21 protein-coding genes and 2 tRNA genes are annotated in these 20927 nt (G+C 66.1%); 11 read left to right on the top strand and 12 right to left on the bottom strand.

The features are described 5' to 3' along the window. Nucleotides 1-525, top strand: a complete 525-nt coding sequence (locus FFS35_RS17400) for a hypothetical protein (RefSeq protein ID WP_137788152.1) — start codon at nucleotides 1-3, stop codon at nucleotides 523-525. Next, the gene (locus FFS35_RS17395) at nucleotides 522-1718 is read left to right on the top strand and encodes a DUF1343 domain-containing protein (protein WP_137788151.1); all 1197 of its coding nucleotides are present in this window, start codon (nucleotides 522-524) and stop codon (nucleotides 1716-1718) included. Before FFS35_RS17400 ends, FFS35_RS17395 begins: the two co-directional genes overlap by 4 nt. An 8-nt stretch (nucleotides 1719-1726) precedes the next feature. Here the strand turns inward: FFS35_RS17395 and FFS35_RS17390 are convergent, their stop codons facing one another. The 7 genes from FFS35_RS17390 to aroA all read right to left on the bottom strand — a co-directional run bounded on the left by FFS35_RS17390 (nucleotide 1727) and on the right by aroA (nucleotide 8138). Continuing rightward, a complete protein-coding gene (locus FFS35_RS17390; RefSeq protein ID WP_137788150.1) occupies nucleotides 1727-2149 on the bottom strand; it encodes a DUF4112 domain-containing protein in 423 nt (140 codons plus the stop codon). Between the two features lie 6 nt (nucleotides 2150-2155). Beyond that, the gene (locus tag FFS35_RS17385) at nucleotides 2156-3538 is read right to left on the bottom strand and encodes an ABC transporter substrate-binding protein (protein ID WP_249341715.1); all 1383 of its coding nucleotides are present in this window, start codon (nucleotides 3536-3538) and stop codon (nucleotides 2156-2158) included. A 59-nt stretch (nucleotides 3539-3597) separates the two neighbouring features. Next, a tRNA-Leu gene (locus FFS35_RS17380) sits at nucleotides 3598-3681 on the bottom strand. A 38-nt stretch (nucleotides 3682-3719) separates the two neighbouring features. Continuing rightward, nucleotides 3720-4001: an integration host factor subunit beta gene (locus tag FFS35_RS17375; protein WP_137788149.1), complete on the bottom strand. Its 282-nt coding sequence runs from the start codon at nucleotides 3999-4001 to the stop codon at nucleotides 3720-3722. Nucleotides 4002-4159: 158 nt separating this feature from the next. After that, the gene (gene rpsA / locus FFS35_RS17370) at nucleotides 4160-5869 is read right to left on the bottom strand and encodes a 30S ribosomal protein S1 (protein ID WP_137788148.1); all 1710 of its coding nucleotides are present in this window, start codon (nucleotides 5867-5869) and stop codon (nucleotides 4160-4162) included. Nucleotides 5870-6115: 246 nt separating this feature from the next. After that, nucleotides 6116-6757: a (d)CMP kinase gene (cmk, locus tag FFS35_RS17365; RefSeq protein WP_137788147.1), complete on the bottom strand. Its 642-nt coding sequence runs from the start codon at nucleotides 6755-6757 to the stop codon at nucleotides 6116-6118. A 40-nt stretch (nucleotides 6758-6797) separates the two neighbouring features. After that, nucleotides 6798-8138, bottom strand: a complete 1341-nt coding sequence (aroA, locus tag FFS35_RS17360) for a 3-phosphoshikimate 1-carboxyvinyltransferase (protein WP_137788146.1) — start codon at nucleotides 8136-8138, stop codon at nucleotides 6798-6800. A 100-nt stretch (nucleotides 8139-8238) separates the two neighbouring features. On the opposite strand from aroA, the gene FFS35_RS17355 reads away from it, so the two are divergent. Continuing rightward, complete coding sequence (locus FFS35_RS17355; RefSeq protein ID WP_137788145.1) at nucleotides 8239-8559, top strand: FYDLN acid domain-containing protein; 321 nt, start codon at nucleotides 8239-8241, stop codon at nucleotides 8557-8559. A 78-nt stretch (nucleotides 8560-8637) separates the two neighbouring features. Continuing rightward, nucleotides 8638-8713: transfer RNA gene (locus tag FFS35_RS17350), tRNA-Ala, on the top strand. A 613-nt stretch (nucleotides 8714-9326) separates the two neighbouring features. Here the strand turns inward: FFS35_RS17350 and FFS35_RS17345 are convergent. Continuing rightward, complete coding sequence (locus FFS35_RS17345) at nucleotides 9327-9701, bottom strand: hypothetical protein (RefSeq protein ID WP_137788144.1); 375 nt, start codon at nucleotides 9699-9701, stop codon at nucleotides 9327-9329. 217 nt (nucleotides 9702-9918) lie between these two features. Between FFS35_RS17345 and FFS35_RS17340 the strand changes: the two genes are divergently transcribed. The 3 genes from FFS35_RS17340 (at nucleotide 9919) to FFS35_RS17330 (ending at nucleotide 12518) form a co-directional block, all read left to right on the top strand. Continuing rightward, nucleotides 9919-10965, top strand: coding sequence for a cupin domain-containing protein (locus FFS35_RS17340; protein WP_137788143.1), 1047 nt, complete (start codon nucleotides 9919-9921; stop codon nucleotides 10963-10965). Nucleotides 10966-11214: 249 nt separating this feature from the next. Further along, entirely contained in the window at nucleotides 11215-12051 is an 837-nt protein-coding gene (locus FFS35_RS17335) for an alpha/beta hydrolase (RefSeq protein WP_137788142.1), read from the top strand. A gap of 107 nt (nucleotides 12052-12158) precedes the next feature. Next, the gene (locus FFS35_RS17330; protein WP_137788141.1) at nucleotides 12159-12518 is read left to right on the top strand and encodes a hypothetical protein; all 360 of its coding nucleotides are present in this window, start codon (nucleotides 12159-12161) and stop codon (nucleotides 12516-12518) included. Here the strand turns inward: FFS35_RS17330 and FFS35_RS17325 are convergent. Then, on the bottom strand, nucleotides 12512-12796 hold the full coding sequence (locus tag FFS35_RS17325; protein WP_249341714.1) for a UBP-type zinc finger domain-containing protein: 285 nt from the start codon (nucleotides 12794-12796) through the stop codon (nucleotides 12512-12514). The genes FFS35_RS17330 and FFS35_RS17325 overlap by 7 nt on opposite strands. Before the next feature lie 14 nt (nucleotides 12797-12810). Further along, nucleotides 12811-14484 carry an FAD-dependent oxidoreductase gene (locus tag FFS35_RS17320; RefSeq protein ID WP_137788139.1) on the bottom strand — a complete coding sequence of 558 codons (1674 nt, stop codon included), beginning with the start codon at nucleotides 14482-14484 and terminating at the stop codon, nucleotides 12811-12813. Between the two features lie 207 nt (nucleotides 14485-14691). Between FFS35_RS17320 and FFS35_RS17315 the strand changes: the two genes are divergently transcribed. From FFS35_RS17315 to FFS35_RS17300, 4 genes are all read left to right on the top strand, one after another. Continuing rightward, nucleotides 14692-15321, top strand: a complete 630-nt coding sequence (locus tag FFS35_RS17315) for a sensor histidine kinase (protein WP_171007672.1) — start codon at nucleotides 14692-14694, stop codon at nucleotides 15319-15321. A 130-nt stretch (nucleotides 15322-15451) separates the two neighbouring features. After that, nucleotides 15452-16939 carry an ATP-binding protein gene (locus tag FFS35_RS17310; RefSeq protein WP_171007671.1) on the top strand — a complete coding sequence of 496 codons (1488 nt, stop codon included), beginning with the start codon at nucleotides 15452-15454 and terminating at the stop codon, nucleotides 16937-16939. A 29-nt stretch (nucleotides 16940-16968) separates the two neighbouring features. Next, nucleotides 16969-17580 (top strand): response regulator, encoded by a 612-nt coding sequence (locus tag FFS35_RS17305; protein ID WP_349290334.1) that lies wholly within the window; start codon nucleotides 16969-16971, stop codon nucleotides 17578-17580. 92 nt (nucleotides 17581-17672) lie between these two features. Then, complete coding sequence (locus tag FFS35_RS17300; protein ID WP_171007670.1) at nucleotides 17673-18038, top strand: response regulator; 366 nt, start codon at nucleotides 17673-17675, stop codon at nucleotides 18036-18038. Between the two features lie 427 nt (nucleotides 18039-18465). Here FFS35_RS17300 and FFS35_RS17295 read toward each other — a convergent pair whose 3' ends face one another. Together FFS35_RS17295 and FFS35_RS17290 are read right to left on the bottom strand one after the other, a co-directional pair. Then, nucleotides 18466-19593, bottom strand: a complete 1128-nt coding sequence (locus tag FFS35_RS17295) for an FAD-dependent monooxygenase (protein WP_137788134.1) — start codon at nucleotides 19591-19593, stop codon at nucleotides 18466-18468. A gap of 3 nt (nucleotides 19594-19596) precedes the next feature. Further along, nucleotides 19597-20718 (bottom strand): MFS transporter, encoded by a 1122-nt coding sequence (locus FFS35_RS17290; RefSeq protein ID WP_137788164.1) that lies wholly within the window; start codon nucleotides 20716-20718, stop codon nucleotides 19597-19599. Nucleotides 20719-20927: the final 209 nt, after the last annotated feature.

Genomic DNA, 20927 nt, shown 5'->3' with positions numbered 1-20927 from the left:
ATGCCGATTCACACCCTGATCCCCCACCCGGATTTCCCCCCGCTCGCGGTGCGCGGCGTGAGCGTTGCCGTCGCCGGAAGTCACGAACTCGAGCTGATGTATCGCGTCGAGGGGGGAGGGCAGATCGTCTGGCCCAATGTCGCCATACCGCAACGCGCTGACGATCTGTGGAAGACAACCTGCTTCGAATTGTTCCTCCGGCCCGAGTGCGGGACCGGCTATGTCGAGTTCAATTTTTCTCCCTCCGGCCGGTGGGCGGCCTATGCGTTCGCGGCGTATCGCGCGGGCGCTGGCGATTTGGCGCGAGCGATCGAGCCGCATGTCGAACGCGCAGGAACCGAGATTTCGGTAAGATGCGACCTTGCCGACTTGCCTCCCGTCCCGATGAGAATGGCGCTGACCGCGGTGATCGAGGAGGCGGGCGGGCGGCGCTCCTTCTGGTCGCTCGCGCATCCGCCCGGGCCGCCCGATTTTCACCACGACGATTGCTTTGTTGCCCGGCTCCCGGCACCTGAGCGGCCATGAAATTCGGTATCGATCGACTGCTCGCCGACGCGAGCCTCCGCGCGCCGTTGAAGGGGAAGCGCGTTGCCTTGCTCGCGCACCCCGCCTCCGTCACCGCCGATCTGACGCACAGCCTGGATGCGTTGATCGCAGCAGGAGTGGAAGTGAGTGCGGTGTTCGGGCCGCAGCACGGCGTGCGCGGCGATCTGCAGGATAACATGATGGAGTCGCCGGACTTCACCGATCCGACATATGGGATGCCGGTGTTCAGCCTCTATGGCGAGGTCCGGCGGCCCAGCGGGCAGTCCATGAGCACCTTCGACGTGATGCTGGTCGATCTTCAGGACGTCGGATGCCGCATCTACACCTTCGTCACCACCTTGCTCTACGTGCTCGAGGCGGCGGCCGAGCATGGCAAGTCGGTGTGGGTGCTTGACCGCCCCAATCCCGCGGGGCGCCCGGTCGAGGGGCTAATGCTGCGCTCCGGCTGGGAAAGCTTCGTCGGCGCCGGGCCGATGCCGATGCGCCACGGCCTGACGCTCGGCGAGATGGGGCGCTGGTTCATCGATCATTTTCGCCTCGACGTCGATTATCGCGTGATCGAGATGGACGGTTGGCGGCCGGGTGAGGCGCCGGGTTATGGCTGGCCGACCGATCGGGTGTGGATCAATCCCAGCCCCAATGCCGCCAACGTCAATATGGCGCGCGCCTATGCCGGCACGGTGATGCTGGAGGGCACCACGCTCAGCGAGGGCAGAGGAACCACGCGCCCGCTGGAGCTGTTCGGCGCTCCCGATATCGATGCGCGAGCCGTCATCGCGGAGATGCGGGCGCTGGCGCCGGGATGGCTCGCCGGCTGCACCTTGCGCGATTTCTGGTTCCAGCCGACCTTCCACAAGCATGTCGGTCAGCTTTGCGCTGGCGTATTCATCCATGCCGAAGGCACCGGATACGATCATGCCGCCTTCCGTCCGTGGCGCCTGCAAGCCCTTGGCTTCAAGGCGATCCGGCGGTTGCAGCCCGACTATGACCTGTGGCGCAACTTTCCGTACGAGTATGAGTTCGGCAAATTGGCGATCGACGTCATAAATGGCGGCCCTGCATTGCGTGCCTGGGTAGATGATGCCGGATCCGTGGCCAATGATCTTGATGCGCTTACTTTGCCCGATGAACGATCGTGGGCGGATGCCAGACGAGAGTTCCTGCTGTATTGACCGCGAACTTACCCCTCGATCGTGGCCGTCGAGGGATGGTGCTTGTCCAGATGGCGCCTGATCTGCTTTAGATTGCGCGTGTTCGATCGGTAGAAAAAGTCCGCCGCGTCGCCAACCAGCGGCACCATTCCCAGCAAGGCGTCGAAGCCGACGCGACCGCTCATCCGCGCGAGCTGGAAGCGGCTCATGCCGAGATTGCGCGCTTCCCACACAATCCACGCGCCCAGCGCGGCGGCTACGAGATCGCCCGCCACCGGCACCAGCCCCAGAATTGCGTCGAGCCCAACGCGCCGGTTGATGCCCGGTATGACGAATAACCCCTCGAGCAGCTTCTCCATCGCCTCCAGCCGCTGGCGGACATGGGATGGGTCACGGGTGAGCGGCAGGCGCTCGATAAGGGTGGGGTCGATGCGGACGGTGCGCGGGTTCATGCCGCATCACTTGGGGACGGGGCGCAAATGGTTCAACGGGTGCCATGCGCGCGGGTTCGGCTGCCATTGTCGCAGCCGCAACGACACGAGCGACCAGCGCAACGGGCGGGCGATCGGGATGAAGGGTATGTCAGCGGCCACCGCCGCGTCTGCCGCCGCAAGCGCCTCGCCGCGCGCCGCGAGTGTGGGGGCGACGCGGGCTGCTTCCACGGCCTGGCGTGCGGCATCACCGCAGGGCGCGCAGGCAAGCGCCAGATACCATCTGGCGCTGTCATAAGGTGCCACCGCGTCGATCAGGCGGAGATCGGCCGAACCATCATCGGCCGCTACACGCTCGGGCTGGATGCCGATCGCCAGCAAGTCCGAGCCGATCCGGCCCCACAGGATCGTGCCGCCCGGGCCGTCGGGCAGCGCGATCCGCAGCCGCAGCGGCCCCGGATTGACGCGTCGCCATGCTGCGACGCTGGCCAGCGCCTGTTTGCGCCGGCTTTCCAGATCCTGCGCGACCCATTCCGACATCACCGGAACGGCTGCCGAATCGAGCTGATCGGGAAGCAATTGTTCGGTTGGTGCCCAGTCCGCCGAGAAGGCAGCGACAAGCGCACCACGATCGATCGCGGCGGCGAGAGCCGCACGGTTCTCGGTCGTCGCCAGAAACCCGTCGCGGCGCGCGATCGACAGCCCGAACAATCCGGCGGCGTTATCCAGGCGGACATTGGTTGGGGCGATGCCGGCGGATTGCAGTAACGGCCAATCGCGGATCGTACCGCCGGTCACCAGATCGGATTCGCGCGCGCCATAGCGGATGATCGCGCGCGCCGCCGATTCGCCGATCAATCGTACATTGTCTTCCGGTGTACGCTCCTGCTCCTGATCAGGCGAACGATCGAGATCACGCACTGGCGTGAGCACCATCGAATACCGGCTTTGCCGGGCGATACGGAACGGCCCGGTCCCGGCTGGCGCGCGTGGCCGCATGAGCGCAAGTTCGGGCTGGGCGAAAATCTTCAAGAGATCCGGGCGAGGGTAGGAAAGTTCGATCTGGATGATCTGCGGCGTCATCTCCACGATCGATTCGATCGCGGTGAGATACGGCTTCAGGGGATTGCGCGATCCCGCCGCAATCTGACGTTTCAGGATCGCCACCACCTCCCGGGCGGTGACTGTGCGACCGTCAGACCATTGCGTGTTGCGCAGGCGGAAGATGTAGGTCTTGCCCTCGTCTGTGACGATCCACCGCTCGGCGACGCCGGGTTCGATTTGCCCCGCCGCATCGAAGCGGACCAACCCTTGCGCGATCGAGTCGGCAAGAACCCTGTCGCTGGCGGTGCTTTCGCCGCGGCTCGCGTCGCGTAATTCCGGCGCGTTTCCGATGATACTCGCGACCACGGGGCCGATATCCGGCCGTCGGTCGCAACCGGCGAGCAGCGCCAATGAGGCGCACGCGATGGTGCGGACGGCGGGACTCGAACCCGCACGCCATTGGCAGAAGATTTTAAGTCTCCAGCGTCTACCGATTCCGCCACGTCCGCGCATCGCACGCGACGTGAAGGCTACCTGGAGCCGAACGTCAAGCGACGTTGAGCCTGGCGCGCATTTCCTTGCCCGGCTTGAAATAAGGAACGCGTTTCGCATCCACTTCCACCAGCTCGCCAGTGCGCGGGTTACGGCCGGTGCGTGCATCGCGGGCACGGGTGGAAAAGGCGCCGAAACCGCGCAGCTCGACCCGGCCGTTTTCCGCCAGCCGGCGCACGATTTCATCGAAAAAGGTGGAAACGATCGCCTCCACGTCACGCAATGAAAGCTCGGGATTGGTCTCGGCAAGCTGCTGGACGAGTTCGGAGCGGATCATTCTGCAACCTCTTGCACGATGCGCCGCGAATTGCGGGCTCGGCTGAGAGCAATAATACCGAAAACTGCCGATCGGAATAGGATCGAAACGACAATCGGGTGAAATTTTGTGCCGTATCGAGAACCGGGCAGGAAATTTTCCTGCCCGGTTCTGCGATATCAGTTCTTGGTTTCGCGCGCCTTCAGGGCCTCGCCAAGGATGTCGCCCAGCGACGCGCCCGAATCGGACGAGCCATACTGCGCCACGGCCTGCTTCTCTTCAGCGATCTGCATGGCCTTGACCGAGAAGGTCGGCTTCTTCGAACGATCGAACCCGATCACCATCGCATCAAACTTCTGGCCGACCTGGAAGCGCTCAGGACGCTGCTCGTCGCGGTCACGGCCAAGATCGGTGCGCTTGATGAAGCCGGTCGCGCCATCGTCGCCCGCCTGCACCTCAAGGCCCGCGTCGCGAACTTCGAGGATGGTGACGGTGACAATCGCGTTCTTCTGCAGACGATCGCCCGCCGTCGCCGCGCCGGTGACCGGCCCGCCACGCTCGAGCTGCTTCATGCCAAGCGAGATGCGTTCCTTCTCGGGATCGATGTCAAGCACGATCGCGGTGACCATCTCGCCCTTGCGATGCAGCGCCAGCGCGTCCTCGCCAGACACGCCCCATGCGATGTCGGACATGTGGACCATGCCGTCGACATCGTTGTCGAGGCCGACGAACAGGCCGAATTCGGTCGCGTTCTTGACTTCGCCCTCGACGGTCGAGCCGATCGGGTGAGCGGCAGCGAATGCCTCCCACGGATTGGCCTGCGCCTGCTTCAGGCCGAGGCTGATGCGGCGCTTGTCCTCATCGACCTCGAGGACGACGACATCGACTTCCTGGCTGGTCGAGACGATCTTGCCAGGATGGACGTTCTTCTTGGTCCAGGACATCTCGCTGACGTGGACCAGGCCCTCGATGCCGGCTTCCAATTCAACGAACGCACCATATTCGGTGATGTTCGTGACGCGACCGGAAAGCTTCGCGCCGACCGGATATTTCGCGCCCGCGCCATCCCACGGATCGCTCTCAAGCTGCTTCATGCCCAGCGAGATACGCTGCGTGTCCTTGTTGATGCGGATGATCTGCACACGGACGGTATCGCCGATGTTGATCATCTCGCTCGGATGCGCGACCCGCTTGTAGCTGAGGTCGGTGACGTGCAGCAGGCCGTCGATGCCGCCCAGATCGACGAAGGCGCCGTAATCGGTGATATTCTTCACCACGCCCTCGATGATCTGGCCTTCCGCGAGGCTCTGGATCAGGCCCGAACGCTGCTCGGCGCGGGTTTCTTCAAGCACGGCGCGGCGCGAGACGACGATGTTGCCGCGCTTGCGGTCCATCTTCAGGATCTGGAACGGCTGCGGAATGTCCATCAGCGGCGTCACGTCGCGCACCGGGCGGATATCGACCTGCGACCCCGGCAGGAACGCGACGGCGCCGTTCAGGTCGACTGTGAAGCCGCCCTTGACGCGGCCGAAAATCACACCCTCGACCCGCGCGGTCTTCGCAAATTCCGTTTCCAGCGTGTCCCATGCGGCTTCGCGGCGCGCGCGATCGCGCGACAGCATCGCTTCGCCGTGCATATTCTCGACGCGGTCCACATAGACTTCGACCTCGTCGCCCACCTTGAGCTCGGCCTTCTGACCGGGGGCGGCGAATTCGCGCAGCGGCACGCGGCCCTCGCTCTTGAGGCCGACGTCGATGATCGCCATGTCGTTTTCGATGCCGGTGACGGTGCCATGCACCACGCGGCCCTCGAAGCTGTCGGCGCCGCCGAACATGTCATCGAGCATCGCCGCGAAATCGTCGCGGGTTGGGGTTGCCATTGAGGCCATAAAAATCTTTTTCCTTGGGTCGTTTCCGGCCAAGCGGTTGAATCCGCTGGTCTTGGCCTTCACTGCCACACCGGCCCCATGCCGATGCAGCATCCATCGAACCGGGCTCGGGGAGGGCCTAAACGCAAATGCGAAAAGGGCACGAGAGGGTCACCTCCGCGCCGCGCCTCCGCGAACCCCAGTCCGCCGGACGGCGCGGGCCTTAGCGCAACAGGCAGTTATCCACAAGCGAAAGCGCCGTCAGGCTCAGGCGATTCTGGCCGCTTTGCGAGCGCGTTGTTCTTCCACAAGGCAGATCGCTTTCTGGATCGCCGCTTCGATCGACAGGAAGCTGGTGTCGAGCAGGCTGGCGTCCGGTGCGGGGACGAGTGGCGCCGCGCTGCGGGTGCTGTCGCGCTGATCGCGGGCGCGGATATCGGCCAGCACCTGATCGAACGTCACAGCTGAGCCATGCGATTGAAGCTCGGCATGACGGCGGCGCGCGCGGATCGTCGGCGTTGCTTTCACGAACAGTTTCGCATCCGCATCCGGCGCGATCACCGTGCCGATATCGCGCCCGTCCAGCACGGCGCCGCCCTCTTGGTGCGCGAATCTCTTCTGGCGCTGGAGCAGCGCGGCGCGCACCAGCGGATGCGCCGAAACAACGGAGGCGAGCTTGCCGATATCGTCATCGCGGAGCGCTGGATCGCCCAGCGTCAGGTCGTCGAATCCACAGGCGGCGACGGCATCGGCCTCTTTCCCGGGATCGAGCTCGAGCTGGAGCACGGTGAGCGCCACCGCGCGATAGAGTAGCCCGGTATCGAGATGCGGCAGATGGTAATGTCGTGCCAGTGCGCGCGCGAGGGTCCCTTTGCCCGATGCCGCTGGCCCATCGACCGCTATAATCATGGGCGACCGCCTCGTCGCGCAGGCTGCTCGCGCATGCCGATCAATTCCACGTCACATTTCCCCCGAGCGATTCGAGCAGCTCGAAAAAGGTCGGGAAACTCGTCCTGACCGGAGCCGCATCATCGATCATCATTGGTGAGCGCGCGTGAAGTCCAGCGACGACCATGCTCATTGCGATGCGGTGATCCAGTTTCGAGGCGACGCGAGCGCCCCCCGCAATCGGCTCACCGCCGCTGCCGTCGATGGAAAGCCCGTCCTCATGCTCGACCAGCGAGACACCGTTCGCCTCCAGCGCGACCCTCATCGTCTCGATGCGATCGGATTCCTTCACCCGCAACTCGTCCGCACCCCGCGCGATGGTGCGACCGCTGGCGAAGGCGGCAGCGACGAAAAGTGCGGGATATTCGTCGATCATCGACGGCGCGAGTTCGGGGGGCACCTCGATGCCCGTCAGCGGCGCGTGGCGGATTCGCAGGTCCGCAACCGGCTCCCCGCCGACGATGCGCGCATCGACCTCGGTAATATCTGCTCCCATCAGGCGGAGCGCGGTAACGATGCCGCTGCGAGTCGGGTTCATGCCGACATTCTCGACGACGATGTCACTTCCCGGCACGATCGACGCTGCGACCAGCCAGAATGCGGCCGAGGAGGGATCTCCCGGCACAACGATCGATTGCGGCTTCAACTCCGCTTCGCCCGTGATCGAGATGACGCGTCCCTCGGGCGCGTGCTCCACATTCAGCAGAGCGCCGAAGCCGGCGAGCATTCGTTCGCTGTGATCGCGGGTCGCCACCGGCTCGATTACGCGGGTGATTCCCGGCGCGTTCAAACCTGCCAGAAGGATCGCGGATTTTACCTGCGCGGATGCGACCGGGAGAGTGTAGCTGATCGGAACGGCGGGGGAGAGGCCCCGCAGCATCAGGGGCAGACGGTCTCCCGGAGACGCGGTGAAATCCGCGCCCATTCTGGATAGCGGATCGATCACCCGCTTCATCGGCCGGGCTGAAAGCGATGCATCGCCGATGAAGGTCACGGTGATGGGATGACTGGCGACCAGCCCCATCAGCAGCCGGGTAGAGGTGCCGGAATTGCCCATGTCGAGCGCCGTCTGCGGTTGCAGCAACCCGCCAACGCCGACGCCGTGGATGCGCCAGATCCCGTTTTCGTCGCGCGCTATGTCGGCGCCCATCGCGCGCATCGCGGCGGCGGTGGCGAGCACATCTTCGCCTTCCAGCAATCCCTCGACCCGGCTTTCACCCACTGCCAGTGCGGAAAGCATCAGCGCGCGGTGACTGATCGATTTGTCGCCGGGAACACGGATCCTGCCGCGCAGGGCGGGGGCGCGAAGGATGGTAATGGGCTGGGAAGCTGCATGGGTCATGTTCGCGCGGCCTTGCCAGCCGGGTTGTGCTATGGCAAGGCGCGCCCCACTTCGCAGGTAATGGCCTGTTGAAACACCCATCCGAAAGGTTTTGCACGGCATGATCAAGCCGGAATGGGGCACGAAGCGTACGTGCCCGAAATGCGCGACGCGTTTCTATGACCTCACCAAGGACGAACCCGTAACCTGCATCAGCTGTGGCTATGCCTGGGAACCGGAGCCTATTCTGAAATCGAAGCAACCGCTTCCGTTCGAGGCGGCCAAGCCTGAAAAGGGCCCGGTCGATAGCGATCTGGCCGATGACGATGACGTCGATATCGACACGGGCGAGGACGAAGAACCCTCGGCCGACGACGAGGTCGATCTTGGCGGTGACGATGATCTTGGCGTGGAAACGTCAAGCGACGAAGACGAGAATTGACGGATTTCGGCAGGCGGCTAAATCAGCCGCTTGCCAAGCCCGCAGCGCCCGGCTAGGGGGCGCTTCCCGGACGGAAATGGGGCCGTAGCTCAGCTGGGAGAGCGTCGCAATGGCATTGCGAAGGTCAGGGGTTCGATCCCCCTCGGCTCCACCATTCCCTGCCAATAGCGGGCACCCGAGGCTCGGCACGATCAGCAGGATTAGAGACCGTCAGTGACGACCTCGGTGAGGTCGGATCGCGCACCCGACATCACGATCTAGTCGATTGAACCGCCGTCGGGCGACTTCACCATGAAATCCGCCATCCCGGACGGCGAGAAGACCTCCGCGCGCCTTGGAGGCAGCCAAGCCGGTAAGATGCTCGGGCGGCGCAGCGGATATCGCGCGTCTGTACGTGGCCGGCGAGATTCGGCGAAACCTGCTTCCTCGACGCGGCCTTGCCGCCCTTCTTGCCGAGAACTTGCTCAGCTTGGCGACGCTGCCCGCCATGATGTCGTCAAAGGTGTGTTCGGCGTCACGGATGACGCCGGCGCATCGCAACGCTCCGCCGAAAGCCCGCGCAGGGCCATCTCCTGATCCATTAGGGCCGGCCGGCGGTCGTGTCCGTGCAGGCGGCGGATGATGACCGCGCTCGTCGGCGACCGGGCTGTCTCGCTGAAAATCGAAGGAGTTTCAGCGGTTGACGGGCGAGACGTGGGGAACTGGCTTGCGGGATGGAGCTTCTCGCCCGCCTTCTGCCGGAAGAAGATGGCGGACCGCCCCAAGTGCTACTGCGCGAGTATCTGGTCAACCTGCGCGCGGAAGCCCGCGATCCTGTCGCGTTCCGCCGCCTCGCTGTGGTCGGGCTTGCGCGCGACGTTGGGGCAGTCGGCGGCGATCAGGATGTTGGTGATCGTGTCGTTGCCGGCCTGCGGCGCGCGGCGGTGGACCTCGCCGATGGCCTGCACAATCGTGTTCTCGCGGTCGGGGCCTGCCAGGCGGTCGGTCAGGCCCTCCATGTAGGCGGCGTCCGCGACCGAGGGCGGCGCGACTGCCCACGGATCCGGGCACTCGTTCCGGGCCTGCGGCGCGGAGGCAGCGCAGCCGGTCAGTAGCGACGCGGCGGCCGTGGCCGTCACCATCATGATCGTAATGGTCCGCATTGCGTGTCTCCCGGCATCCCCATGCCGGCGATCCGCGACCGCGCACCGGTCGCCTCGTCGGCTGAACCAACAGCTATGGATCGAAGGCGGGCGGGCCAACCCAAACGAAGGTTGGGCATATCTTCGTGTGAATGGCGCGCTTTGATCGGTCGCGTCAGCTTCAGGGCCAGTCAGGTGGGCCGACCCGGCGCGCCGTCCGATTGGAAGGGAATGTCCGATGTCCACGTCACGCCACGTCCGCTCGCTGATCCGCTCCGACATCAGCTACGAAGGCGATCTCGGCTCCGTGCGCGGCGTCGACGCCGGAAACTTCCCGCTGCTGCGCGGGATGTCGATGCGCCGGCTGGTGCTTGCGCCGGGTGTCGTCCGCGAACCGCACTGGCACGCCAACGCCGACGAGCTGGCCTATTGTGTGTCGGGTGAGGTGCTGGTGTCGCTGCTCGACACCGGCGACGTGTTCGGCTCGTTCACCATCGGGGCGGGGGAGATGTTCCACGTCACCACTGGATCGCTCCATACGATCGAGAACGTCGGCGACGGCGAGGCCGAGCTGATCATCGTCTTCAGCCACGAGAAGCCGGAGGAGTTCTCCCTGCACGGCGCGTTCGGCGCGATGACCGACGCGGTGCTCGGCAACACCTTCACGCTGCCCGCGAGCGACTTTTCCGTGCTGCGCCGCGAGACGGGCTCGCCCATGCTGGTGCGGCGCGTGGCGCCGGCGGTCGTGCCGCCCTCGGCGGCGCTGCCCGATCCGCACAAGTTCGGCGTCGAGGCGGCGACGCCGCTGATCGACCATCCCTATGGGACGGCGCGGGTTGCCCGGTCGCAGTTCTGGCCGGCGCTGCGCAGCCTGGCGATGTATGCCATCGACATCCCCGAGAACGGGATGCGCGAGCCGCACTGGCACCCGGGGACAGCGGAGATGGGATATGTGCACAAGGGGCGGGCGCGCATGTCGATCCTCGACCCCGACGGCAGCGTCGACACCTACCAGCTGGAGCCGGGCGACACCTACTTCATCCCCAAGTCGTATCCACACCATATCGAGGTGATCGCGGACGAGGACATCCATTTCCTGGTGTTCTTCGACCAGGCGATGCCCGCAGACATCGGCTACCGGGCGTCGACGACGTCGGTCTCCACCGACGTGCTGGCGGCAGTGTTCGGCATCGCGCCGGAGAGCGTGCCGCCGCTGCCGGTGACGCCGCTCGATCCGCTCATCTTGGAGCGGGTGAACGACGTCGATCCGGTGAGGGAATCCTGACCGCGCCTCGCCGATCGCGCGGTCGATCGCGCGCTGGAAAGGGAAGTCGGGATCTGGATCGGGGCTGATGCGGAGGATAGGGGCACCCAGCCACAGGTTTGCCGAAACCATAACAAGGTGCCGAACCGACCTCGCGGCGGGGGTCAGTAAGCCCCCAACCTCCGTATAATACCGAATCCATCCCGAAGCGCCGATATCCATCCTCGTTCGACGGGCCATCCCAGGCCGCCGGCATGGATGGAGGAAGACATGGGCTACATCACGACAACGGACGGTGCGGAGATCTTCTACAAGGACTGGGGCCCCAAGGACGCCCAGCCGATCGTCTTCCACCACGGCTGGCCGCTGTCTTCGGACGACTGGGACGCGCAGATGATCTTCTTCGTGGCCAACGGCTACCGCGTCGTCGCCAGTGACCGCCGCGGCCATGGCCGCTCCTCGCAGATCTCGACCGGCCACGACATGGATCACTACGCCTCCGACGCCAACGCGGTCGCCGAGGCGCTGGACCTGAAGAACGCGGTCCACATCGGCCATTCTACCGGTGGCGGCGAGGTGGCCCGCTACGTCGCCAAGTATGGCGAGCCGCAGGGTCGTGTCGCCAAGGCCGTCCTGGTCAGCGCCGTCCCGCCGCTGATGGTCAAGACCGAAGGCAACCCGAACGGCACGCCCATCGAGGTGTTCGACGGTTTCCGGGCGGCACTCGCCGCGAACCGCGCCCAGTTCTTTCTCGATGTCGCCTCCGGGCCCTTCTACGGTTTCAACCGCGACGGCGCAAAGGTGTCCGAGGGCGTGATACGCAACTGGTGGCGCCAGGGTATGGTCGGCAGCGCGCTGGCGCATCTCGAAGGGATCAAGGCCTTCTCCGAGACCGACCAGACCGAGGATCTGAAGGCGATCAGCGTGCCCACGCTCGTCCTGCAGGGCGATGACGATCAGATCGTCCCTTATAAGGACGCCTCGGTCCTTCAGGCCAAGCTGCTGAAAAACAGCACGCTCAAGATCTACGAAGGCTATCCGCACGGCATGCTGACCACGCACGCCGATGTGATCAACCCGGACTTGCTCGCGTTCGTGCGCAGCTGATCCAGGATCATCGCTGATCGGGGAGGGGGCCTGTGGCCTCCTCCTTTTCGTGTGAGATCTGGATGAGGGCACGGACGCTGCCACCAAGGTTTGGCGCAAACCTTCGCATGATCGACCAGCTTCATGCTTCTCTTCGATTTCATCTTTGCAGTCTGGGCAACAAAGTTGTCTACGTGCCACAGACCGTGACCCTGGCGAGGGCTACCCGGCGTCCGCCGCCAAGACCTATCCCGCGCGTGGCGCGACCATCAAGGACGAGCGCCGTCAGCTTCAATCACGGGCTCCCTCTGGAGCGGCGCTCGTCGAAGTTCGCCGAGCACACCGGCCTTTTACTCAACAAGTGGTTCGTCCGCCGTACCCAGTGGGCGGAGGCTGACATCCAGGAGCGTGGGGAGCATCTCGCGACGCTTGCCATCAGGATATGGCCGGCGCTGGACGCGAACTTTGAAGGGCGGCTCGCTCAATAGTAGCGCGGGATCGGTCCGATCTGCTCGGTCTGGTCGGGCAGATCGACCTCGATGTCGTCCACGTAGCACCAGCCCCAGCCTTCCGGCGGGTCGTAGCCCTCGATGATCGGATGCCCCGTCTCGTGGAAGTGGGCACGTGCGTGGCGGTGCGGCGACTGGTCGCAGCAGCCGACGTGACCGCACTCGCGACACAGGCGCAGATGCAGCCACTCGCTGCCGATCTTCAGACATTCCTCGCAACCGCGGGCGCTCGGTGTCACCTCGTGGATCGTCCTCATGTGCGAGCATGGCATCATGCATTCTCCTTCGTCGGCGTGGGGATGATGGCGGTCGGCGAGGTCGCGCTTTCGGCCAGCTTGGCGTGGATCTGCGCGACGGCCGCCGCTCCCTCGCCGACGGCGGCTGCGACGCGCTTGGTCGATCCCGCCCGCACGTCGCCGATGGCGAAAACCCCGGGGAGGCTGGTTTCCAGTGAGAGTGCGCCGCCGCCCGTCACGACGAAGCCCCGGCTGTCGGTCTCGACGCAGTCGCGCGCCCAGTCGGCATTGGGGTCTGCGCCGATGAACAGGAACAGGTGCCGGATCGCGTAGCGTCGGCGCTCGCCGGTCGCGCTGTCCGCGAATGTCGCGGCGGACAGGCCATCTTTCCTGTCACCCTCGACGCCGACGATCTCCGTGCCGACATGGATCTCGACGTTCGGCAGCGATGCGATGCGGTCTATCAGATACTGCGACATCGTCTCCCTGAGGTCCCGGCGGACCATCAGGTGCAGCCGCTTCACCTGCGGGGCGAGGAAGACGATGGCCTGGCCGGCCGAGTTGCCGCCACCGATCAGCACCACCTCCTCGCCGGCACACAGCTTCGCCTCGATCGCGGAGACCCAGTACGAGATGCCCGCCCCCTCAAGATCCTTCAGATGAGGCACGTCGGGCCTGCGGTAACGGGCGCCGGAGGCGATCACCACGGAACGCGATTGGATGCGCCGGTTGCCGGCGCAGAACAGCACTGGATGCGGCCCCTCGCATTCCATCCGGTCGACCGCGACGGGGATAGCGATCTCGGCGCCGAACTTGAGCGCCTGGTTGAACGCGCGGCCGGCGAGCGCCTGCCCGGAGATGCCGGTCGGGAAGCCGAGATAGTTCTCGATGCGGGCGGAGGCGCCGGCCTGGCCACCCATCGCCCGCGCGTCGACGACGATAACCGAGAGACCCTCCGATGCCGCATAGACCGCGGTGGCGAGGCCGGCAGGGCCGGCGCCGACGACCGCTACGTCGAACACCTTGTCGGGATCGATGTCGGGCACGATGCCGAGGCATGCGGCCAGATCCTCGTCGCTCGGCCGGCGCAGCAGCGGCCCGCTCGGGCAGACGACGAGGGGCAGATCCTCGGGCAGCACGCCGGTGCGCTCGACGAGATCACGGCCATCCTCGTTGGAGCGCACGTCTAGCACGAGGTTTGGCAGGCCGCTGCGGCTGAGGAAGTTCTGCAGGCGCAGGACGTCGGGGCTGTTCGGAACGCCGATGATGATCGTGCCGGCGCCACCCTCCTCGATCAGGCTGACGCGGCGAAGGATGAGCGCGCGCATGACGATCTCGCCCAGATCGGCGGACCCGATCATCAGCGCGCGCAGGTGCGCGGCATCGAAGGGCAGAGCGGTGCAGCCGTCGGGCCCCGCTCGGCCGGCCGCGATCGATGGCCGTCCGGCGAGCTGGTTGACCTCGCCGGAGAACTGGCCGCGGCCGTGCGTTGTGATCCTCGCGTCGCGGCTGAGGCCGTCGCGTCGGGAGACGTCGACCGCGCCTTCGAGCACGAGCCACGCGGGCGCGCCGCTGCTTCCGATGTCGTATAGCGTCTCGCCCGGCGCGAAGCGGCGTTCCGGCCCGCTGGCGAACCGGCGCGCGCTGTCGATCTGCGGCTGGGTCAACACGGGAAACATCTGGCTCTCGCGCGTCTCGATCGTGCTCACGCCGTCCTCCTCTCGTGCGGGCCGCAGAAGCGTCGGCGAGCACTTGTCCTGGTGCGCTTATCCCAGCGCGCCCCGCCCGCGACCACCCATACGGAGGTTTCGGGTGCGGGCGGCCCGGCGCCCCAAACCTCCGTATGATGGATCGCACCCTACCTCTTCCCGCAAATGGTTTCATCGAATTCAGGATGGGGCGAGAAAGACATGATGATGGCTCAAGAGATGCTGCCGCCGTTCGCGGTCCTTCCGCCGCTCGCGGCGCCAAGCGCCGCCGACGAGGCGAACCACCGGGTGGCCAACCACCTGCAGCTGCTCGCGGCCCTTATCTCGGTCGAGGCGCGGAACGTCACGGATCCCGAAGGGCTCGCCGTCCTCCAGCGCACCCAGCAGCGCATCGCGGCGGTCGGCGGTGTCCACCGGCAGCTCTACAAGGGTGGGTGCGGAGAGGTGGATCTCGGCGCCTATCTCGACGATCTCGGGGAGCAGCTCGCCGACAGCTGCCCCGAACACCGCACGTTGCTCGTCAATGCCGATCCGGTACTGGTGGCGAGCGGCGTAGCTACCTCGATCGGTATTCTCGCCACCGAGCTGGTCACGAACGCCTGCGAGCACGCCTATTCGGCGGATGAGCGGGGTGGCATCTTCGTCTCGCTTTCACAGGAACAGGACGGGTCGCTGCTCTTCATCGTCGAAGACCGCGGACGGGGACGCCTTGCCGGAAAAGCCATACCAGGCCTTGGCAGCCGCCTGATCGATGCGACGGTCACGAAGCTCCGGGGATCGGCGACGATCGAGGATGCCCGGCCCGGCACGCGTTTCCGGATGACGTTCCGCCCGTGACGAAGATTTCCGTATCCGATAGCGGTTGCGAGCGGCTCGCACCTGAGCCAGCTTGTTTCCGAGCGGCCCGATGGTGCGGTCGCGGGAGGCTGGTATGGGAAGGGCTGCGATATCCGGTGGCTGGGCGGAGATGACGAGGCTCGCCATGGCGCTGCTGCTCGCGCTCGGCATCTTCGCGCTCGATGTCCTCAGCCCGCTGCAGGGGGCGGTCGCGGTCCTCTACGTCGTGGTCGTGATGGTCGCGGCGCGCCAGAATCGCCGGACGCTCGTCTTCGCGGTTGGCGCGCTCTGCGGCACGATGGCCGTCATCGGCTACGTCATCAGCCACGGGATGGACGAGATCGGTTCGCCGACGATGCGCCTCGCCGTCAGCCTCGTCGCGATCGCGACGACGGCGGCCCTCAGCGCACGGCAGATCACCGCGGCGGAAGAGCGCCGTAATTCGGACGAGCGCTATCGAATGATCTTCGATGCCTCCGGCTTTCCGATCTGGGAGAGCGACTGGTCGCCCGCCTACCGGCTCCTCAAGTCAGGCGAAGCCCCGAGCCTCGACCTGGTCAGGCGTGCGGGCGGTGCCGCGATCATCAGGAGTGCCAACCAGGAGGTGGCGCGTCTATTCGGCTACGTCGACCGGTCCGAACTGGTCGGCGCGAACATCATCGAACACTACACCATAAGCGCGCAGGCCGCGCAGGCCCGGATCTTCGAGCGGCTCCTGCGCGGCGAGGCCCCGATCGAGGAGGAGATGCAGTTCCGCACCACCTCGGGCGACCTGATCGACGTGGTGCTGCGCGTGACGCTGCCCCCCGACCACGCCGGCTGGAGCCGTGTGCTGGTCACCGCGCTCGACATGACCCAACGCAACCGCGATCTGGAGCGTCTCGCCGAGGCGCAGGCGGAGCTGACGCACATGTCCCGCGTGACGACGCTCGGCCAGCTTGCCGCCTCCATCGCGCACGAGGTCAACCAGCCGCTGTCGGCCATCATCACCTATGCGAAGTCCGGGCAGCGGTGGCTGAGGCGCGAGGCGCAGGAGGCCCCGGAGACCGCGGACTGTCTTGACCACATCTCGATCAACGGAAAGCGCGCTGCGGATGTTATCGCTCGGATTCGCGATCTGGCACGCAAGGGAGATCCGCGTCGAGAAGCCGTGAGGATATCGCCGCTCGTTCAGGAGACGACCGAACTGGTTCAGCGCGACATGATCGCCAGCGGCGTGCGGATGAACGTCAGCCTGGATGCAGACCTGCCCGCCGTTCTCGGCGATCGCGTGCAGCTACAGCAGGTCCTGCTCAACCTCATGATGAACGCGCAGCAGGCGATGGCGGGAACGCCGTCGGCCGACCGCGAGCTCTGCATCGATGGCAGTGTGCGGGACGATCAAGTGGTCGTCGAGGTCAGCGACTGCGGGAACGGCTTCGGAGATGCCGAGCCTGAGAGCCTGTTCCGGCCGTTCTTCACGACCAAGCAGGAGGGCATGGGAATGGGCCTGTCGATATGCCGCTCGATCATCGAGACGCACGGCGGCAGGCTGACCGCGAGCGGTAACGAGCGGGGTGGGGCGTCCTTCACCTTCCGGCTGCCGATCGCCGGGGGCGAAGAGAGGATCGCGGCGTGACGGGTTTGGGTGCGGCGGACTGCGTGTGCGTGATCGACGACGACGAGGAGGTGCGTGGCTCCGTCGGCAGCCTCCTTCGCGCGGAGGGCTACGATGTGCGGCTCTACGAGGCGCCTGCCGAGTTCCTGGTGGTGGGCGCACCCCAAGTGCCCTCCTGCCTTGTCCTCGACATCCGCCTCTCCGGCGAGAGCGGTCTCGATTTCCAGGAGCGGCTCGCGTCGCATGGCATCTCGACGCCGGTGATCCTGATCACCGGGCACGGCGACATCCCCATGACCGTGCGCGGCATGCGTGCCGGCGCGATCGATTTCCTGCCGAAGCCGTTCCACGAGGACCAGCTGCTGGAGGCGGTCGGTCGCGCGCTTGAGGTCGACCGGGCGCAGCGCGCCGAGGCTGTGGGCGCCCTCACGCTGAAGGCGACCTTCGACCGCCTCACGCCGCGTGAGAAGGACGTCTTCGGCCTCGTCGTCACCGGCCTCATGAACAAGCAGGTCGCTGCCCGGCTGGAACTCAGCGAGATCACGGTGAAGATCCACCGCGGCAACGTGATGAGGAAGATGGAGGCGCAGTCGCTGGCCGATCTGGTCCGGATGGCCGAGATCCTCGGCGTCCGAGACGAGTCGATACATCGTTACGGGTAAGACCCCATATTTCCGTATGATGGTTACGCTGGCCATCAGGGTTCATCTACAGTGGACAGAGGGCCCATCCGGCCCGGGTTTGGAGTTCCGTCTTGTCTGATTCCCAACTGGTAGCGATCGTCGACGACGATCCCGGCGTGAGCGGCAGCATAGCGAGCCTGCTCCGATCGGCGGGGCTCGAGAGCGAGAGGTTCTCCTACGGTGGCGACCTGATCGACCGCGGGGTGCTCGACGAGTTCTGCTGCATCATATCCGACCTCCACATGGAGGGTATGGACGGCAAGGCGCTTCAGCTCGAGCTGATACGGCTGGGATGGTCCGGGCCGTTCATTGTAATCACCGCTTTCCCGAACGATTCGGAACGCGAGCAGATGATGTCGAAGGGCGCTCATGCCTTCGTGTCAAAGCCGATCGACCCGGACGGCTTCCTCGATCTGGTCGAGGCGGCGGTGGCCTGAGCGGCTCTTTACGCTAGCGCAGCCGGCTGTCCTTGCTTCCGCGCCGGTTGATGCCGGAGAGCGACGGCTTGCGGTCACGCTTGGACTGGCAGGTGACGTAGGTGCGTCCTTGAACCCGAACGTCGGTCCAGGCTCGCGCTGCCACTCGCTTCCTGCCAGCACGTCGCTGTTGAGCAGCATCCAGACGAACAGGATGGTGGAGAAGGCGATGATAAAGCCCCACGAACCGGGGATGGCGGCGCCCCGGCCGGCCAGAAAATCGGCGAAGGACGCGGTGTCCCGGTCCCGATCGTTCGCGTCCTGCGGGATGGGCTGGCACTAGGCGATCACTCAGCATGACACGCTCGTCATCGTCGAGCTGGGTCGCGCTTATCCCGAAGAAGCGGTGGGAAGGCGATCGCGGCCGGCGGCCTGCGCCGCCGTCGCGTTACGCATTTGCGCGCCGCCGCTGGCGCGCTGCTATTTCCGCCCCCAGCCTGCGCCCATAGGCGACGATCGCCTCGCCAGCCGCGATGCGCTCACGTTCGAAGGTGGCGCGGGCGTCCTGCGTCCAGCCGGCGTCGATCGCTCTCACGAGCGACATTGCGTCTCCGGCAGCCTTGGCCACACCCATGGCGGTGTGCGGCCGCGCCACGAACGCTGCGTCGCCGATGATCGCCACGCGTCCCACCGCCATCCGCGGAACCGTCATGTCGAAGATCGCCTGCACGAACGGTTGCGGCTCGGCGAGGAACGCGCTGGCGAAGGGCGCGGGCAGCAGCGCGCGCGCGTCGGCATGAATGCCCCGGATCGCCTCGGGCGACAGCGAGCCCGGTGCGAGCGAGTAGGGGTGGACCTGACCGGTCCTGTCGCGCAGCACGTCCTCGAGGTAGTCGATCGTCCGATACCAGACGGCGTTGTATCGGCGGCCGCCTTTCACAAGCGAACCGTCTTCACCCGCGACGGTGTAGCCGAGGACATGGGCGTCCGGCGTGTCGTAGAAGGCGAAGCGGTCGGAGAGAACGCGCGCGGCCGATGCGGGAAGAAGCCGCTCGGGCACCAGTGCGCGCCACGCGACATATCCCGCGTAGCTGGCGCCCGGATGGTCCGGCATCAGCGAGCGGCGGACGGCCGAGCCGATGCCGTCGGCGCCGATGACGAGGTCGGCGTTGGCGCGTGAGCCATCCTCCAGATCGAGCCATGCGGCATCTTCGTCCTGACCGACGGCTACCGCGCCGTTCCCGAGTCGGTAGGCGTCGTCGGAGATCTGCATGCGCACCGCCACAAAGAGGTGATCCCACGAGACCTGCATCTGCGGCCGGTCTTCGCGGGAAATGACGTCGCCCTCCAGGTCGAGCACGATCCGCTGCCGGGCGACCACGCCGAGGCGGGCGACCTCGTCGCGACCGAGCAGATCGAGCAGATCGAACACCTCCTGCTGGGGCACGAGACCGGCGCCGCGACCCTGAAGACCGGCTCGGGAGCGTTCGAAGATGCGGACCTCGTGTCCTGACTGGCGGAGCAGGACGGCGGTGAAGAGGCCGGCCATGGAGCCGCCGGCGATCGCGATGCGCATGATTCAGGCCTTCCGCTGGAAGCCGGCGAGCTGGATGAGCACCGCGGCGAGGGAGAGGACCAGCCCGAGGATCGAGACCAAGGTCCATCCGCCGTTGGACCAGGCGAGGGTCGCTGCGGCCGAACCTCCGGCGCCGCCAAGGAACATCGCGCCCATGAAGATGGTGTTCAGACGGGCGCGAGCCTCGGGCCGGAGCGCGTAGACGAGGTGCTGGTTGGACACGAGCGCGCTCTGGACGCCGAAGTCGAGGAGGATGACCCCGACGATGAGCCCGGCGATCGAGCCGAAGGCGCCGAAGATCGCCCATGACGCAAGTGTCAGGACCGCGCCGAGCAGGATGACGAGATGGGGTCCGCGTCGGTCGGCGATGCGACCGGCCACCGGGGCGGCGAGCACGCCGACCGCACCGACGATGCCGAACAGGCCGGCAACGTCTGCGCCCAGGCCGAAGCGCGGTTCCTGCAGGCGCAGGGCCAGGATCGTCCAGAAGACGCTGAAACCGCCGAACAGGAGGGCCTGGGTCACCGCCGCCTTGCGAAGCGCGCCGAATTCCGACCAGAGCCCGCCCAGCGAGTGGAGCAGCTGGCCGTAGTGCAGGTCGGAGTCGGGGACGCTCTTCGGCAGCATGGCCGCCATCAGTGCACCCGCGCCGATCGCCAGGGGAACGCCCAGCCAGAACATCTCGCGCCATCCGGCGTGGGTGGCGACGAAGCCCGCGAGCGTCCGGCTGAGCAGGATGCCGCATAGCAGGCCGGCCATGACGGTGCCGACGGTGGCGCCGCGCCGCTCCGGCGTGGACAGGTGCGCCGCGAACGGCACTATCTGCTGCGCGACGGTTGAGAGCACGCCGACGAGCAGGGAGGCGAGCATCACCAGCATCGCGCCGGGCGCGATGGCGGCGAGCGCCAGCGCCACTGCGAGGCCTGCGAACTGTAGCAGGATGAGCTTCTTGCGTTCGATAAGATCGCCCAGCGGCACGAGCAGGAACAGACCGGCCGCGTAACCAAGCTGCGTCGCGGTTGGCACGAGGCTGGTGACGGAACCGGGCAGGTCGCGCTCCATGACGCCCAGCATCGGCTGGTTGTAGTAGATGTTCGCGACGGCGACGCCGGCAGCGGCCGCCATCGAGAAGTTGAGCGCGGAGCGTCGCCACGGTCGCGGCGCGGCGTCGGCTCCGTTCGCTGCTGTCGTCATGTCGTCCCTCCTGGTCGAGCAGCGCTCAGACCCGGAAGGATGCTGTCGCCGTGAAGCCATCTGGCGCTTCCCGGAGAGAATTGGGATCATACAGAGGTTGGTGGCAAGGCCTGTGCCTGCGCCATCAGCACTGAAGGGGT

This window comes from Sphingomonas sp. 3P27F8, from assembly GCF_005502745.1.
Classification (GTDB): Bacteria; Pseudomonadota; Alphaproteobacteria; order Sphingomonadales; family Sphingomonadaceae; genus Sphingomonas.
Note: the sequence above shows the minus strand (reverse complement) of the source record. Positions and strands in the feature narration are given on the sequence as shown.